Origin of the sequence: Variovorax sp. RA8 (genome assembly GCF_901827175.1) — a bacterium.
Classification (GTDB): Bacteria; Pseudomonadota; Gammaproteobacteria; order Burkholderiales; family Burkholderiaceae_C; genus Variovorax.
In genome coordinates this window covers 4,493,337-4,508,626 of record NZ_LR594662.1, presented here as the reverse complement: position 1 = coordinate 4,508,626, position 15,290 = coordinate 4,493,337, and the positions used below count along the sequence as shown (strand labels likewise).

Below are 15,290 nucleotides of genomic sequence, written 5' to 3'. Positions count from 1 at the left end.
GCGGTATTCATGGGCACCAATGAGCCTGTCTCAGTCTTCGAGCTTGATGTTGGAGCGCGTGATCACTTCCTGCCACATAGTTGTCTCGGTGGCCTGCCGCTTGACGAGTTCGGCGGGCGTGCTCGATGCCGGCTCCACCCCCACTGCGCCGAGACTGGTCTTCACCGCGGCCGATGCCATGGTCTTGGCGACCTGCGAGGCCAGTTTGTCGGTCACGTTCTTCGGCACTCCCGCAGGCGCATAGAGCGCGAACCAGGTCACCGCCTCGAAGCCAGGCAGCACCGTTTCGGACAGTGTGGGCACATCGGGCAGGGCGATGGACCGCTTCGCGGTCGTCACGGCCAGCGCCTTGAGCTTTCCGGACTTGATGTGGGTGAGAACGGCGGGACCCTGCTCGATCGCCATGACCGTGCGGCCGGCGATCAGATCCACCACCATCGGGCCGCTGCCCTTGTACTGGACGGAAAACACATCCACACCGGCGCGTTGCTTGAACAGTTCCATGAAGACGTGCTGCGAGGTGCCGATGCCGGCGGAGGCATAGCCGAACTTTCCGGGGTTGGCCTTGAGATAGGCGATCAGTTCTTGGATCGTGTTGACCGGCAACGTCTGCGGCACCACCACGTAGGAGGGATTCAGGCCCAGCAGCGAGACCGGTTCGATGTGCTTGTAGACCGTCTTCATGCGCTCGCTCAGCAAGGGCAGAACCGAGAACATCGACGAGGCACCGATGAGCAGCGTGTGGCCATCGGCGGGCTGGCGCGATGCATGTTCAGCGCCGATGATTCCGGAGGCTCCTGCGCGGTTCTCAACCACAGTCGCCTGCCCCCACTCTGCGAGGCCATTAGCGACAGCCCGTGCATAGAGGTCAGTCGCTCCTCCCGGCGGATACGGCGCGACGATCGTGATCGTCTTGTTCGGAAAGGTCTGTGCATGCACGGCAGTTGCAAGACCAATGGCGCAAAAGGCCGCCAACCACTTTTTCCATAGACGCATGGGGCTCGACTCCTTGAAGGAAAGGTGAAAGTAAAGGTGCTCTCACACCGCTGCAAACTGGCAACAAGTTCTGTCTAGAAGAATGATATTCTGTTAGAGAGTACGATATAATGTCAAGAACTTTCTTTGCCTAACTGAGCCATTCATGTCGCCAGGATCAAAAACAGAACGAAAGTCTGGTTTGCCGTCCGATAAGGCCAGCGGCGTCGCTGCTGTGGAGCGAGCGTTTGCCATCCTCAACGCGTTCCATACGAGCGACACTTCGTTGAGCCTCAACGAGATCGCATTGCGCACGGGGATGTACAAGAGCACGATCCTTCGGCTCATTAGCACGCTGGTGCAAGAACACTGCATCGTGCGGCTGGACGACGGCAGCTACCAACTCGGCTCAATGCTGTTGCATTGGGGCGGGCTCTACCAGGCGTCCTTGAGGCTGGATGACCATGTGCCGCCGATCCTGCGCCGCCTGGTGCAGGAAACGGAGGAGGGCGCTTCCTTCTTCACCCGCGAAGGCAATCTTCGCGTTTGCCTTTTCCGCGTGGATTCGCCACGTTCGATCCGCGATCACATCCGCACAGGTGACCTGCTGCCGCTCGACCGGGGTGCCGCCGGCCGCGTGCTTGCAGGCTTTGATCGCACCGTCACGCCGCCGGAAAGCTTTCCGACCAACCCCTGCATCGTGACTGTGGGAGAGCGTGAGCCCGACATCGGCGCGATCTCAGCACCGGTTTTCGGCCCGCGAGACAGCCTGCGCGGTGCGCTGGCAATATCAGGGCCTGCGGCGCGTTTTTCGAATGATCATCTACCCGGCATGAAGCAAGCCGTGTTGCGTGCAGCAGCCGACCTGACGCGTCGCCTTGGAGGCGATCCAGCACGGCTCGAGCACCAGGCAGCTGGATCGCCGCCATGACGGCTTAGGGCTGCGTCGAAGCCTGAACTTGCATTTCGGGATGGATCACATCCCCGTCGCGCAGGATCTGCGTGTCGTCAAGCCAGAGGCTGCAACCGCGCATCGGCAAGTCGAGGTGGCAAGCGGTGTCGTTGGTACCACCGAGTTCGAGATTGGGCCCGAGCGAGAACAGGACGTTCCCGTAGAACGACAGCGCATTCATGACGTGCTCGGCCGGGAGCTGGCGCGTGACCGAGAACTGATACCAGCGCGCCTTTTCGTTGAGTCCCCAGCCGATGTGCGAGATCGCGTAGGCGCGGGGATCGTGGAAGCTGTCGATGTAGCTCTCGATGAGTTGCGCGTCCAGGCCGTCGCCGGAGATGTCGACCACCATCCCTTTTTCCACGCGCAGCGTCACCGGCGACTGCACGTATTGCTTGAACGCGCAGAGGATGTCGCCTGGCTGCAGCACCACCACCCCGTCCACCGCCCCGTCGTCGCCCTGCGTGAACGAGAAGCCCGAGGGGAAATGGTCCCAGCGTCCCGGCTCGTTGGTGTAGCCGTACTCGGAGATCACCGGGTACTGGCCGAGCCGGTAGACGATGTCGGTCCCCGCGGCCGAGGTAAAACGTAGCTGGCGGGCGCGCTCGAGCAGGCCCTTGGCATACTCCACGCGGCGGCGCAGGTCCTCGGTCGGGAACATCTGCTTGAGCACGTGGAAGGGCTCCATCACGCGCAGGATGCGCACGCCGGCGGCCTGAATCTCCGCCTGCTCGCGCGAAAAGAGCAGGCCGACCATGTCGATCACCATGGTCGCCGACTTGAGCGTTTGCATCGCTAGCGCGTTGCCCACGAGCGGATGGCGGCCCTGTACGCCCACCGCATTGGATTGGCCGCGGCGCACGTTGAGGTTGAAGGTCGTCGCGCCCAATTGCCCTGCCGCCGCCATGAAGGCGTGCGCGTTCTCAGCCCACTCATCGTCGGCGGTGAGCACGACCACCGACTCGCCTGCCTTCACGCCGCACAGTGCTAGCTCGCGCGTGAAAAGTTCCAAGATTTCCGCATCCACTTTCATGAATCGCCTCTTTCGGTTTCGGGTTCCTGCTTGTTCAACATCGCGCCCAGCGCTTGCCTGAACGCGGCAAAGTTCTCTGCCTGCATCTGATGGCCGACGCCGGCCAGCCGAACGGCCCGCAGGCCAGCGTGCACGCGGCGCATCTCCTCGATGTCCGCATCAGACACAACGTCGCCGGTGCCCGCCGCAATCAGCGACACGGGCATCTGCGTCCCGGCCAAGTCGGCGAACAGATCCTGGGCATGGAAATCGTCATAGGCGGCATGCACGGCCCGCTCGTCACACGTCGGAAGCCACTCTCTGCGCAGCCGCAGCAGTTCGTCTGGCCACGGCTGTGATTCCGGGGCATGGACGGCGGGGGGGGCTTCTGCACGCTGCGCGGATCGCAGCAACCCGAGCGTGCGGGATTTGGGCACTGGGTACGGTCGGCGGCCAGGCCCGCTCGTCGGGGGGTCCAGCAGCACCAGTGAATCGAACAACTCCGGGGCGGTGATAGCCGCTTTCGCCGCAATGCGCGCCCCCATCGAGTGCCCGACGAGGGTCAGCGGGGCAAGATCCATGGTGCGAACGAATCCCACCAGATCAGCCGCGCAGGCGTCCAGGCCGTAATCGAGGTGCACGCCCGTCTCCGACAGGCCCCGGCCGCGTACATCCAGCGCAAAGCAGTCGTGAGTGGCTTGAAGCCACTCACCCACATGTCGCCAAAGGATGGCGGGGCTCACGATGCCTGGAACGATCAGCACGCGCGGGCCGGCCCCCGGGCAATGCAGGTAATGCTGGCGGATGCCATTGGCCCTGATGTGGGCGCCCAAAGTAAGAGTCAAAGCTTTTCCTGACAGCCAACAACGATGCGCCGCGTGCGCTGCATCGACCATGCGAACGGTTCGGTCGACGCCTGCGCAAGAACTGAGCTCAATATTCTTTCTGGAAGAATTGAATTCTATTCCAATGCAGCTCTCATTGTCAATGGTTCGGCGGGCGCAGCTTTGAGCGTCAGCGCCTGTGAAGCGCCGCACGCTCCGTGAACAACTGGGCCATGCGTGCGTGGGCTGCTTCGATGATGTCGTCTTGCCGTCGCCGAATGTGTTTGCCCAACAGCGCCTCGCAGGCTTCGGCATCGCGCCTCTGCAAGGCTTGGGCGATGGCTTTGTGGGAGTGGTGCGCGGCCCTGCGGGTGGGTTCGCCGACCTCGATCCAGCGCACGAATTGGATGCGCGCATTGATGTTGTGCAGGACCCGCGACATTTCCGTGTTGCCCGCCAGTGCGACAAGGCGTTCGTGGAACTGCTCATCCTGTGCGATCAGTTCAGTCTTTGAGCACTCCATCCCGTTGGCTGCTTCATCGGTGCTCGCCATCAGCGAATCGATCTGTTCCGTGCTTGCCCGCTCGGTTGCCAGTCGCGCCGCGGTGAGTTCAAGCATCGCGCGCAGTTCGTACAGATCAAAGAGTTCTTTCGGGTCGAGTTCCTTGAAATAGAAGCCTTTTCCTGGCACGGCGCGGAGAAAGCCTTCGGTTGTCAACCGATTGAGCGCTTCGCGAAGCGGTGTTCGCGAGACATGAAGTTCCGTGGCCAATTCGCCTTCGTTCAGACGCTCGCCGGGCAGGAAGGCGTGCGTGATGGCTTTGGAGCGAAGCGCATCGTAGACGGCGGTGCTGACCTTCTCGGTGGCGGACGGGCGATCTTGGGCGGCGGAGATGGACATGTTCACTTGGGTGGGACGGCAACGGCTCGGCGCAACGGAAGGGCAAGCACCCGCGCTGCGGCGGTGTGGGGCCTGTGTGACGACTTTTAGATCTTAACCCTATTGCATTTTTCTCTGAGTTCAGATCAGAATAACAACCTGAATACAGAACGTCATTCTTTCAGGCAGAACTTTGAACTTTGATGCGAGAACGAAAAATGGGTTCACCCTGGCCTTCGCCATTCCCTGGCGCCGCCGTGTTTGCGGCTCCGACATTCCGCAGCCATCCGGCCGGGCACGCGCGCGCTCGCGTTCCGGACGCTTGCGGCAACCGTTCGGGGGCCTGCCGATGACGATCAAGAGAAAAGCCTGCATCGCCGGCGCCTTCGAGCATCCTTTGCGCAAGGCCGAGCATCATTCGGTTGCCCAGTTGCACGCCGAGTGCGCGCGCGGGGCGCTGGCCGACGCGGGGCTTTCCATGCGGGACGTGGACGCGTATTTCTGCGCGGGCGACGCGCCGGGCCTGGGGCCGCTGTCCATGCTGGACTACATGGGCCTGCGGGTGAAGCACCTGGACACCACGGAAACGGGTGGGTCTTCCTACCTCATCCACGTGGCGCACGCCGCCCAGGCCATCGAGGCAGGCAAGTGCAATGTGGCGCTGATCACGCTGGCCGGCAAGCCGCGCACCGACCCTTCCACCGCCAAGCCGCGCGAATACGGCGCGACTTCGCCCGACGTGGCCTTCGAGCAACCCTTCGGCATGAACACGCTGGCCGGCTACGCGCTGGTGGCGCGTCGCCATATGCATGAATACGGCACCACGCCAGAGCAGCTGGCCTGGATCAAGGTCGCGGCCTCCACCCATGCGCAGTACAACCCCCACGCCATGTTGCGCCAGCCGGTCACCGTCGAAGAAGTCGTCAATTCACCGCTGGTTGCAGACCCTCTGCATCGCCTGGACTGCTGTGTGGTCAGCGATGGCGGCGGGGCACTGGTCGTGACCCGGCCCGAGATCGCCCGCACCCTCGCGCGCCCCGTGATCAACGTGCTGGGCGCCGGCGAAGCGGTGCGCGGCGCATATGGCGGATGGGACGAAGGCCTGCTGGTCACCGGCGCGGCGCAATCGGGCCCGCAAGCCTTTGCCGAGGCCCGGGTGGCGCCGGCGGACATCCAGTACGCATCCATCTACGACAGCTTCACCATCACCGTGCTGCTCCAACTCGAAGACCTCGGTTTCTGCCGCAAAGGAGAGGGCGGGCGCTTCGTGCAGGACGGGAACCTGATCTCCGGCGTCGGCCGCCTGCCCTTCAACACCGACGGCGGCGGGTTGTGCAACAACCACCCGGCCAACCGCGGCGGCATCACCAAGGTGATCGAGGCGGTGCGCCAGTTGCGCGGCGAAGCGCATCCGAAGGTGCAGGTTCCCGGCTGCGAGATCGCCCTCGCGCAAGGCACGGGTGGCAACCTAGGTGCCCGCCATGGCAGCGCCACGCTCATCCTCGGACGGAATTGATCCCATGTTTCTCTCTGACGACCGCCAGTGGCCGGCGCCCGCCACCAATCCCGAAAACGAAGCCTTCTTTGCGGCAGCGGCCCAGGGCCGGCTGCTCTACGGCTGCTGCCGCGACTGCGGCAAGGTCCACTACTACCCGCGCCGCAGCTGCCCGCACTGCTTCACGGTCGAGGTGGATTGGGCCGAGGCAAGCGGCCAAGGCCGCATCTACTCCTACACCGTGACCGGGCCAGCCTCGGACCGCCAGGTGCTGGCGTTCGTCGAGCTGGAGGAGGGGTTCCGCGTCCTCAGCAACATCGTGGACGCGGCACCCGGGCGGCTGACCGTCGGCGCTGCCGTGCGGGTGGCGTTCGGGCGCGCCGGCGAGGTCAGGGTGCCAGTCTTCGTGCTGCAAGACGCGGGCGCGGCCGCATGAACCTCGACGCAGTCAGCGCTTGGAGCCGGACCGTTGTTCATGACTACACGCTCCACGATGCCGCGCTCTACGCGCTGGCTATCGGCGCCGTGTCAGACCCGCTCGATGCGCGCCAGCTGCGGCTCGTGGACGAGGTCGGCCAGGTGGCCGTGCCGTCGATAGCGAGCGTGATCGCCTCACCCGGCTTCTGGGCGCGCGACGAGAAGTCGATGGAGATCGATTCCGCGCGCCTGGTCCACGCAGAACAGCGCGTTGCGCTGGAACGGCCGCTGCCCGCGCAGGGCCGGGTGGTCGGCAGTTCTCGCGTGACCCGCGTCGTCGACAAAGGGGCGGGCAAGGGCGCATTGATCACGGTGTGCAAGACCCTCCAGTCCGAAGGCGGCGAGCGCTATGGCCATGCGTGGCAAGCGTTCTTCTGCCGCGGCGACGGTGGCTTCTCTGCGAGTGGTGCGGATGACCTGGCGCTGGACGATGCGCCAATGCCCGCGCTGGAGGCCATGCCCACCCGCGCGCCTGACCGGCACGAACGCTGCAGCGTGCGCGCCGATGCAGCATTGCTCTACCGCCTGTGCGGCGACAGGAACAGGTTGCACATCGACCCCCGGGTTGCACAGCGCGCGGGCTTTTCGCGGCCGATCCTGCACGGCCTGGCGACCTACGGCTTTGCCGCCATCGCAGCCATCCGCGCGTTCGCCAATGGCGACGCCGAGCGGCTGGTCGGGCTGGACGCCCGCTTCTCTTTGCCCCTGTACCCGGGCGAGGAGGTCGAATTCCGGATGTGGGACGAGGGCGCTCACGTGGCGCTCGAAGGCCATGTTGTCGCACGCAACGCCGTGGTGATCAGCCATGGGCGGGCACGTTTTCAATGATCGAGGATGAATTCATGAACGAATCCATGTCTGGCAAGGTGGCCGTGGTCACCGGCGCCGGTGGCGGCATCGGCCGCGACACCGCCCTGCAGCTCGCGCAGGCGGGCGCCCGCGTTGTCGTCAATGACATCGGTGCATCGCTTAGCGGCGAGGGCAACGACACCGGGCCGGCCGCAGCCGTGGCCGCCGAAATCCGCGCAGCGGGCGGCGAAGCAGCGCCCAACACCGACTCCATCGCCACCCGCGAATGCGCACAGCGTCTGATTCAGCAGGCAGTCGACACCTTCGGCCGGATCGACTGCGTCGTGAACAACGCCGGCATCCTGCGGGATCGCTTCTTCCACAAGATGAGCGAGGAAGAGTGGGATGCCGTGGTGAAGGTGCACCTGTACGGCTCCTTCTACACCAGCAGCGCAGCGGCCGGCTTCTTCAAGGAGCAGGGAGGTGGTGCCTTCGTCCATATGACCTCCACTTCCGGCCTGGTCGGCAACCGTGCGCAGGCCAACTACGCGGCCGCCAAGATGGGCATCGTCGGCCTGTCGCGCACCATTGCCATCGACATGCAGCGCTCGGGCGTCCGCTCCAATTGCATCGCGCCTTTTGCCTGGGGGCGCATGGTCGCCTCCGTGCCCATCACCACCGAGGCCCAGCGTCTGGCGGCCGAGCGAAAGCAACAACTGATGACGCCGGCCAAGGTCGCGCCGCTGGCAGTCTTCCTGGCCAGCGACCTGGCCGCGGATGTCAACGGCCAAGTATTCGCCGTGCGCGGCAACGAGATCATGCTCATGAGCCAGCCGCGTGCCGTGAAGTCCGTGCACCGGTCCGACGGCTGGACGCCGCGGGACATCGCCGAGCACGCGCTGCCTGCCATGCGCGGTGCGCTGACGCCGCTGGAAGAGACGGCGGACGTCTTCAACTGGCCGCCCATCTAGCCAGTCGCGCCGCGCCCTCAAAAAGAACCGAACCGACGGAGAAAACGTGGATCTGAACTACAGCCCGCAGGACCTTGCCTTCCGCGAGACCGTGGCCGCCTGGCTGCGCCAGAACCTGCCCGCAGACCTGCAAGCCAAGGTGCGCCATCACAAACGGCTCGGCCGCGAGGACTTCGTGCGCTGGCATCGCATCGTAGCCGCGCAGGGCTGGGTCGGCGCCAACTGGCCGGTCGAGCACGGGGGGACGGGCTGGACGGCGGTGCAGCGCCACATCTGGGACGAGGCATGCGCCGCCGCTGGGGCGCCGATCATCATGCCCTTCGGAGTCAACATGGTGGCGCCGGTCATCATGGCCTTCGGCAACGAGGCGCAGAAGCGCCACTACCTGCCGCGCATCCTGAATTGCGACGACTGGTGGTGCCAGGGCTACTCCGAACCTGGCGCGGGCTCCGACTTGGCCGCGCTCAAGACGCGCGCCGAGCGCGTGGGCGACCACTACGTCGTGAACGGTCAGAAGACCTGGACCACCTGGGCGCAGTACGCCAACATGATCTTCTGCCTCGTGCGCACCGACGCGCAGGCGCGCAAGCAGGAGGGCATCTCCTTCCTGCTCATCGACATGGACAGCCCCGGAATCACCGTGCGGCCCATCATCATGCTCGATGAGGAACACGAGGTGAACGAAGTGTTCTTCGACAACGTCAAGGTTCCCGTCGAGAACCTGATCGGCGAGGAGAACAGGGGCTGGACCTATGCCAAGTACCTGCTGAGCCACGAGCGCACGAACATCGCTGCGGTGGGCCGGTCCAAGCGGGAGCTGGGTCTTCTCAAGCAGCTCGCTCGCAAGCAGCACAAGAGCGGCAAGTCGCTGCTGAACGATCCGGTGTTCGCCGCGAAGGTGGCCTCGCTGGAGATCGAGCTCATGGGGCTCGAAATGCTCGTGCGCAAGACCATCGCCCAGACGAGCCACGGAAAGGCGCCCCCGCCGGAGGCCTCCATGCTGAAGATCAAGGGCAGCGAGATCCAACTGGGCATCACCGAGCTGATGCTCGAGGCAGTGGGGCCCTACGGCGCCCCTTTCGACCCGGCGTTTCTTACCGGGGAGCGGATGCACAGCGCCGCCGACAACGATGACGCGGCCCCGTTGGCCTCGCTGTACCTGAACCATCGAAAGATCGCGATCTACGGCGGTTCGAACGAGATCCAGAAGAACGTCGTGGCCAAGCTGGTGCTGGGCTTGTGAGGAGCGTGCCGACATGAACTTCGACTACACACAGGAACAGCAGCAGTTCGCCGATGCACTGCGCCGCTGGATCGCAAAGGACTACGGCTTCGAGCAGCGCCGCGCGATCGTGCACGGCGACGAAGGCGTGTCCGGCAAAGCCTGGGACGCCCTGGCCGAACTGGGCGTGACGGCGCTGGCGATGCCGGCGTCGGTTGGCGGCTTCGACGGGAGCGCCCTCGACATGTTCATCGTGATGGAGGAACTGGGGCGCGGCCTGGTGGTCGAGCCGTGCTTCGCCACCGCCATGGGCGCGCAGTTTCTCATGCTGTCCGGCCGGCACGAGGCACGGCTCGAGGAGATCGCCGCCGGTCGGCTCAAGCTGGCTTGTGCCCTGGGGGAGCGGCAATCCCGGCACGATCTCTTCGACATCGCGACGACGGCCAAAGCGAGCGACGGCGGCTATCTGCTGAACGGGGTGAAGACGGTCGTGACGCACGGCGCGCAGGCGCACCAGCTCGTCGTGTCCGCCCGCTCGTCGGGTGCGCGGCGCGACACCGGCGGCATTTCCCTCTGTCTGGTGCCTCGCGACGCCCCGGGCCTGAATGTTCGGGACTATCGCACCATCGACGGTCTTCGCGCGGCCCATGTCGAGCTGTCGAACGTCCAGCTCCCGGCATCGTCCCTGCTGTGCGCCGAGGGCGCCGGCTGGGAGATGCTGGAGGCGGCAACAGACTACGGCATCGCGCTGCTGTGCGGCGAAGCCGTCGGTGCCATGGAGATGCTGAACACAGAGACTCTGGCGTATCTCAAGACCCGCCAGCAGTTCGGCGTTGCCATCGGCAGCTTTCAGGCTCTCCAGCATCGCATGGTCGACATGGTCATCCACCTTGCCCAGGCGCGCGCCGTGGCGATGCTGGCGGCGGCCACGCTGTCGGCCGACATCGATCCGCAGGAGCGCAGACGCATGGCTTCGGCAGCGAAGGTTCGCGTCGGCCAGGCCATGAAGTTCATTGCGCAGCAGGCCGTGCAACTGCATGGCGGCATGGGGCTCATGGACGAACTGCCGGTCTCCCACCATGTCAAGCGGCTCACGGTCATCGAGTCGATGCTGGGCGACACCGACCATCACTTGGCCCGGTTCGCCGAGCAACCCGCTTTTGCCGGCGACGGCCCCGCGCCCTGATGTGGCGTACGGATTGTTATCGCACCTCACGGTTTCGACTGATTTCCCCCACCTGAAGCAGCAAAGGAATCTCCATGAAGCGTCGCGTCTTTTTCTCAAGTTGCAAGGGCCTCGCTCTTGCTGCCGTCATGGCAACCGCAGGAACGCTGGCCTCGGCCCAGCCTGCTTTCCCCAACAGGCCCATCAAGCTCATCGTGCCGACCAACCCGGGTGGCAGCATCGACACGATCGCGCGGGTTCTCAGTGAGGAGCTCACCAGGGAACTGAAGCAACCCGTCATCGTGGAGAACAAGACCGGGGCGGGCGGCATGATCGCGGCCACGGCGGTTTCGCAATCCGCGCCGGACGGGCACACGCTGCTCATCACGCACACGGGCGTCCTGCAAGCCGACCTGCTGCGCAAGAGCTCGTCTTACCGGCTGAGCGACCTCGCGCCGGTGGCCGAAGTGTCGAACACGCCGGTGGTCTTCGGGGTGGGAGCCAACGTGCCGGTCACCGACCTGAAGTCCTTCGTCGCGCTGGCCAAGGCCGAGCCGGGCAAGCTGAGCTATGGCTCCTACGGGAAAGGGACATCGGCACACATCTGGGCCGAGCAGTTCTCGCAGCATGCCGGCATCAAGCTGGTCCATGTGCCCTACGGCGGCGAGATGCCCGCGATGCAGGACGTTCTTGCGGGTCACATCACCAGCGGGTGGGGCGCGGTCGGCACGTACAAGCAGCAGGCGGACACCCGCAAGATCCGGATCCTCGCGGTGGCGAATCCCATTCGCTCCGTGCTGTTGCCGGACGTGCCGACCTTCATCGAGGCAGGCTTTCCCGAGATGAACGCTAGCGGATTCTGCGGCATCTTCGCGCCTGCCGGGACACCCAAGGCGATCGTAGAGCAGCTGTCCCAACTGATCGTCAAGGCAGTCCAGCGTCAGGACATCGCGGCGCGCATCCTGGCAACGGGGCAGGAGCCCACCGGCGGCGATGAAGCGGCCTTCGGTCAGAGGGTGGCCCGCGATCGGAAGACATGGGCAAAGGCCATCACGGATTTCAACATCACCGTCGATTGAGGTGAGGGTTCAATGACGCCGTACCAAGTCCGCACATGGCCTCAGCATCTTCCTCATCAGCTGACCACGCCGGCCACGAACCTCTACTTCAATCTGTTCGTTTCGGCGACACGCTTTCCCGACAAGGCGGTACTGTTCGACCTGCATGGTTCCCTGACCTACAGCGGCTTGCTTGAAGAGGTGGACCGGCTGGCCGGCTACCTGGAGCAGGACCTGGGCGTGAAGGCGGCCGACCGGGTCATGGTGTACATGCAGAACTGCCGGGAGTTCGTGATCGCGTACTACGCGATCTTGCGACTCGGCGCGGTGCTGGTCCCGGTAAATCCGATGAACAAGCACGGCGAGCTCGGGCACTACCGCAGGGACAGCGAGGCGCGGGTGGCGTTCTGCAGCGCCGAAAATCTAGGGGAGCTGCTGACCATGGAGGAGTTCTCCGAATTATCGGCGGTGATCGTGACGGGCGCTTCAGCAGCCCGCGGCAGGGGAGAGGACCACCCACAGAAGGTGCATGATTTCGCTGCCGCGACGGCCGCTGGTCGCGTACCCAATCGGCCCGTCGATCACGATCCCTCACAGTTGGCTGTGATCCTCTACAGCTCGGGGACGACCGGAAGTCCCAAGGGCTGCATGCACACGCATCGCTCGATGATGGCGAGCATCAACACGGTTGCGCACTGGATGGGAATGCAGTCGAAGACAGTCGTGCTCGCGGTGATGCCGTTCTTTCACATCTCGGGAATGCAAAACATGATGAACACGCCGATCTACGTCGGCGGGGCGCTCGTTCTGCTTCCGCGGTGGAATCGAAATGCGGCCGCCGAACTGATGGCGCGGTACGGGGTCACGCACTGGAACACGACGCCCACCATGCTGATCGACTTTCTGGCCAGCCCACAGTTGGAAAGCCACGATCTGAGCGCATTGCGGCGCCTCGGCGGCGGCGGTGCCGGCCTGCCGCAGGCGGTGGGCGAGCGCGCCAAGGCCCGCCTCGGGCTTGACTATCTCGAAAGCTATGGACTGTCCGAAGGCATGCTCTTCACTGGCAATCCCGCCGCGCACTTCAAGCGCCAATGCCTAGGCGTACCCCTGTTCGACACGGATGTCCGCATTGTTGACACACAGAGTCTGCAAGAGTTGCCGCAGGGCGAGGTGGGGGAGATCGCCATTTCCAGCGACAAGCTGTTCGAAGGCTATTGGCGCAACGAGCAGGCGACCCGCGAGGCGTTCATCGAGCTGGACGGCAACCGGTTCTTTCGCAGTGGCGATCTTGGGTATGTGGACCATGAAGGGTACTTCTTCATCGTCGACCGGATCAAGCGCATGGTCAACGCTTCGGGCTACAAGGTATGGCCCTCCGAGATCGAAGCACTGCTGCATGAGCACCCCGACGTCCGAGAGGCTTGTGTGATCGCCGCCAACGACCCCTACCGCGGAGAAACCGTGAAGGCTGTGATCGTGCTGAACGACGCGGCCGAAGCACGGGTGCATGCTCAGGACATCATCGACTGGTGCAAGGCCAGGATGGCGGCTTACAAATATCCACGGATGGTGGACTTCGTGGAGCAGCTTCCTAAACTGGCCACAGGAAAGGTCGCATGGCGCCAGTTGCAGGAAGCCGAGCGAGTCAAGGAGCGCGCGACATCCGCAACCAACTCACGCTCAAGTCCCTAGTCCAGATAGTTTGTGATCGCCCTTTCTGACGTGCCCTTGAGCGTCCGGTCGATCATCACTGTGTTGACGCTTGCGGTGAACTGACCCCGGTGGGTCAGTTTTCAGCGAGCGTCAACAGGCGAGGATCATTCCTGCCGCTCCCGCGACGAGCGCGGCATCAATGAGAAGCTCGAAGGTATGCGTTTGGAGCCGCTTGACGAGACGCTTCGCGATCATCGAACCAGCGAGCAACGCAAGGCCGATCGTGAGTCCTCGCGAAACAACGGGGGATGAGCACGCCGGATGCGCCGAAGGTGCAGAGCTTGCCCGCGTAGAGCAAGATTGCGCTTGCCGCCTCCGATCCGAGGAATGCTCCGCCGCTCATGCCGGAACCGGAGAATACCGGCACGCTGAGCGGGCCGGTGAACAGTACTAATCCGGTAAGAAATCCGGCCAGCGCCCCGGCGAAGGCCATATGCCAGATGCGCAGGTGGATATGAGCGCGCCTGATGATGCGGCGCAGCGGGATCATCGCGAGGAAGAAGGCGGCCAGGAATACGTCCAGGATGGCGGGTGGAATTGTCAGCAGCGTGTGGGCGCCCAACACGGCGGTGGGACCCCAGTCAGCGAGTAGGCCAGCACGGGCCGCCAGCGAATTTCGTGCTACCAGACGATCACACGCCCGATATTGCCGAACAGGGAGGCGATCGCCATGATGGGCACCGCGCTTCGTGGCCCGTACAAGGTCACAAGGGCTGGCAGCATGATCAACGACGAGCCTGTACCAACAACACCGCTGAGGACTCCTGCGCCAAGAGCGAGGAGGAAAATAAGCGATAGCGAGGGCATAGGCCGCAGGGTCAGCCTGGACCGTCGCTTGCAGCCGCGAGGAGCGGCAACAAAACGTCGCTTATCGGCGTTGAAATGCCGTGAGCCCGTCCGCGACGTGCGACGACACCGTTGCGGATATCCCATTCGAGGGGCCGACCAGCTTCTCGATCCGTGAGGATGGAGGTGCTCATGTCCGTCGGCGCCGCCTGGAATTTTTCGAGGATCTCCTGCGGCACTTCGTCGCCGAGTTCGGCACCTTCAGCCCGGGCCACGGCCAGACATTCCCGCGCATAGGCAAGGGTTAGCTCAGCGATGTCAGCGCGGCTGAACATGCCCGAACGACGGTGCGTGAGCGCCATGAGCCCAGCTACCGCGTTCTGCACCAACTTGCGCCAAGCCAAAGCGCTGAAGTCTGCGGCCAAGTCCACGGCGCACCGTGTGCCTTGCAGCGCTTCGGCCACGACGCGGGAAGCTGCAGTGTCTGGCAGGGTTAGGCGAACGTCCCCGCGCAGGCGTACCGAGGCATCGGATTGCGCCTGTGCAGGAAACCACACGACAGCGGGAATGATGCGCCCGCGTGGAGCGTGTGGGCCAACCCTCTGCACCTGTTCGATCCCGTTCTGCAGAACGCACACGACGGTTTCTGGACCGACCAGCACGGCGAGCCATTCTGCTGCCGCCTCGATCTGCGTGGCCTTGACCGCGAGAAAGACAAGATCAGCCGTGCGAGTGATCTGCTTAGGGCTCGTCCGAACCGGGCCGGGAACGGTCATGGAGTGGCTGCCCTCTAGCAACGTCAGGTGATCGCGGAGAGTCCGTCCACACAGCGATGGCGTGCGGCCAACCTCATGCAGCATCGCCGCGACCGTGGTGCCGATCGCACCGGGACCCACGACAGCGACAGCTGCATTGATTTCAGTGTTCATGAAAGTGGATTCCTTTAACGGCATCTATCCACGGGCCGGTTG

The 15,290-nt window shown here is 64.3% G+C and carries 15 protein-coding genes; 9 read left to right on the top strand and 6 right to left on the bottom strand.

The annotated features are described in order from the left end of the window. Nucleotides 1–30: 30 nt before the first annotated feature. A complete protein-coding gene (locus E5P3_RS21155; protein ID WP_162587767.1) occupies nucleotides 31–996 on the bottom strand; it encodes a Bug family tripartite tricarboxylate transporter substrate binding protein in 966 nt (321 codons plus the stop codon). A 181-nt stretch (nucleotides 997–1,177) separates the two neighbouring features. On the opposite strand from E5P3_RS21155, the gene E5P3_RS21150 reads away from it, so the two are divergent. After that, on the top strand, nucleotides 1,178–1,906 hold the full coding sequence (locus E5P3_RS21150; RefSeq protein WP_162587766.1) for an IclR family transcriptional regulator: 729 nt from the start codon (nucleotides 1,178–1,180) through the stop codon (nucleotides 1,904–1,906). A 4-nt stretch (nucleotides 1,907–1,910) separates the two neighbouring features. On the opposite strand, the gene E5P3_RS21145 is transcribed toward E5P3_RS21150, so the two are convergent. The 3 genes from E5P3_RS21145 to E5P3_RS21135 all read right to left on the bottom strand — a co-directional run bounded on the left by E5P3_RS21145 (nucleotide 1,911) and on the right by E5P3_RS21135 (nucleotide 4,664). After that, complete coding sequence (locus E5P3_RS21145) at nucleotides 1,911–2,960, bottom strand: leucyl aminopeptidase (protein WP_174263086.1); 1,050 nt, start codon at nucleotides 2,958–2,960, stop codon at nucleotides 1,911–1,913. Next, nucleotides 2,957–3,835 carry an alpha/beta fold hydrolase gene (locus tag E5P3_RS21140; protein ID WP_162587765.1) on the bottom strand — a complete coding sequence of 293 codons (879 nt, stop codon included), beginning with the start codon at nucleotides 3,833–3,835 and terminating at the stop codon, nucleotides 2,957–2,959. The genes E5P3_RS21145 and E5P3_RS21140 overlap by 4 nt, the downstream gene beginning before the upstream one ends. Nucleotides 3,836–3,953: 118 nt before the next feature. After that, entirely contained in the window at nucleotides 3,954–4,664 is a 711-nt protein-coding gene (locus E5P3_RS21135) for a GntR family transcriptional regulator (RefSeq protein ID WP_162587764.1), read from the bottom strand. Nucleotides 4,665–4,992: 328 nt separating this feature from the next. Between E5P3_RS21135 and E5P3_RS21130 the strand changes: the two genes are divergently transcribed. From E5P3_RS21130 to E5P3_RS21095, 8 genes are all read left to right on the top strand, one after another. After that, complete coding sequence (locus tag E5P3_RS21130; RefSeq protein WP_162587763.1) at nucleotides 4,993–6,159, top strand: thiolase domain-containing protein; 1,167 nt, start codon at nucleotides 4,993–4,995, stop codon at nucleotides 6,157–6,159. Nucleotides 6,160–6,163: 4 nt separating this feature from the next. After that, nucleotides 6,164–6,574: a Zn-ribbon domain-containing OB-fold protein gene (locus E5P3_RS21125; protein WP_162587762.1), complete on the top strand. Its 411-nt coding sequence runs from the start codon at nucleotides 6,164–6,166 to the stop codon at nucleotides 6,572–6,574. Beyond that, nucleotides 6,571–7,443 carry a MaoC/PaaZ C-terminal domain-containing protein gene (locus E5P3_RS21120; protein WP_162587761.1) on the top strand — a complete coding sequence of 291 codons (873 nt, stop codon included), beginning with the start codon at nucleotides 6,571–6,573 and terminating at the stop codon, nucleotides 7,441–7,443. Before E5P3_RS21125 ends, E5P3_RS21120 begins: the two co-directional genes overlap by 4 nt. Before the next feature lie 14 nt (nucleotides 7,444–7,457). Beyond that, nucleotides 7,458–8,375, top strand: coding sequence for an SDR family NAD(P)-dependent oxidoreductase (locus E5P3_RS21115; RefSeq protein WP_162587760.1), 918 nt, complete (start codon nucleotides 7,458–7,460; stop codon nucleotides 8,373–8,375). Nucleotides 8,376–8,421: 46 nt separating this feature from the next. Next, the gene (locus E5P3_RS21110) at nucleotides 8,422–9,618 is read left to right on the top strand and encodes an acyl-CoA dehydrogenase family protein (protein WP_162587759.1); all 1,197 of its coding nucleotides are present in this window, start codon (nucleotides 8,422–8,424) and stop codon (nucleotides 9,616–9,618) included. A gap of 13 nt (nucleotides 9,619–9,631) precedes the next feature. Continuing rightward, nucleotides 9,632–10,783 (top strand): acyl-CoA dehydrogenase family protein, encoded by a 1,152-nt coding sequence (locus E5P3_RS21105; protein WP_162587758.1) that lies wholly within the window; start codon nucleotides 9,632–9,634, stop codon nucleotides 10,781–10,783. 128 nt (nucleotides 10,784–10,911) lie between these two features. Beyond that, nucleotides 10,912–11,841 (top strand): Bug family tripartite tricarboxylate transporter substrate binding protein, encoded by a 930-nt coding sequence (locus E5P3_RS21100; RefSeq protein ID WP_162587757.1) that lies wholly within the window; start codon nucleotides 10,912–10,914, stop codon nucleotides 11,839–11,841. A gap of 12 nt (nucleotides 11,842–11,853) precedes the next feature. Continuing rightward, nucleotides 11,854–13,512 carry a long-chain-fatty-acid--CoA ligase gene (locus tag E5P3_RS21095; RefSeq protein WP_162587756.1) on the top strand — a complete coding sequence of 553 codons (1,659 nt, stop codon included), beginning with the start codon at nucleotides 11,854–11,856 and terminating at the stop codon, nucleotides 13,510–13,512. 157 nt (nucleotides 13,513–13,669) lie between these two features. On the opposite strand, the gene E5P3_RS21090 is transcribed toward E5P3_RS21095, so the two are convergent. Together E5P3_RS21090 and E5P3_RS21085 are read right to left on the bottom strand one after the other, a co-directional pair. After that, the gene (locus tag E5P3_RS21090) at nucleotides 13,670–14,098 is read right to left on the bottom strand and encodes a hypothetical protein (RefSeq protein ID WP_197893979.1); all 429 of its coding nucleotides are present in this window, start codon (nucleotides 14,096–14,098) and stop codon (nucleotides 13,670–13,672) included. A gap of 253 nt (nucleotides 14,099–14,351) precedes the next feature. Continuing rightward, complete coding sequence (locus E5P3_RS21085) at nucleotides 14,352–15,248, bottom strand: oxidoreductase (protein WP_162587755.1); 897 nt, start codon at nucleotides 15,246–15,248, stop codon at nucleotides 14,352–14,354. Nucleotides 15,249–15,290: the final 42 nt, after the last annotated feature.

Excerpts from the sequence above, each read along its gene's own strand:
- E5P3_RS21155 (WP_162587767.1), bottom strand. The coding sequence starts at position 996 with ATGCGTCTATGGAAAAAGTGGTTGGCGGCCTTTTGCGCCATTGGTCTT.
- E5P3_RS21145 (WP_174263086.1), bottom strand. The coding sequence starts at position 2,960 with ATGAAAGTGGATGCGGAAATCTTGGAACTTTTCACGCGCGAGCTAGCA.
- E5P3_RS21140 (WP_162587765.1), bottom strand. The coding sequence starts at position 3,835 with ATGGTCGATGCAGCGCACGCGGCGCATCGTTGTTGGCTGTCAGGAAAA.
- E5P3_RS21135 (WP_162587764.1), bottom strand. The coding sequence starts at position 4,664 with ATGTCCATCTCCGCCGCCCAAGATCGCCCGTCCGCCACCGAGAAGGTC.
- E5P3_RS21130 (WP_162587763.1), top strand. The coding sequence starts at position 4,993 with ATGACGATCAAGAGAAAAGCCTGCATCGCCGGCGCCTTCGAGCATCCT.
- E5P3_RS21125 (WP_162587762.1), top strand. The coding sequence starts at position 6,164 with ATGTTTCTCTCTGACGACCGCCAGTGGCCGGCGCCCGCCACCAATCCC.
- E5P3_RS21120 (WP_162587761.1), top strand. The coding sequence starts at position 6,571 with ATGAACCTCGACGCAGTCAGCGCTTGGAGCCGGACCGTTGTTCATGAC.
- E5P3_RS21115 (WP_162587760.1), top strand. The coding sequence starts at position 7,458 with ATGAACGAATCCATGTCTGGCAAGGTGGCCGTGGTCACCGGCGCCGGT.
- E5P3_RS21105 (WP_162587758.1), top strand. The coding sequence starts at position 9,632 with ATGAACTTCGACTACACACAGGAACAGCAGCAGTTCGCCGATGCACTG.
- E5P3_RS21100 (WP_162587757.1), top strand. The coding sequence starts at position 10,912 with ATGGCAACCGCAGGAACGCTGGCCTCGGCCCAGCCTGCTTTCCCCAAC.
- E5P3_RS21095 (WP_162587756.1), top strand. The coding sequence starts at position 11,854 with ATGACGCCGTACCAAGTCCGCACATGGCCTCAGCATCTTCCTCATCAG.
- E5P3_RS21085 (WP_162587755.1), bottom strand. The coding sequence starts at position 15,248 with ATGAACACTGAAATCAATGCAGCTGTCGCTGTCGTGGGTCCCGGTGCG.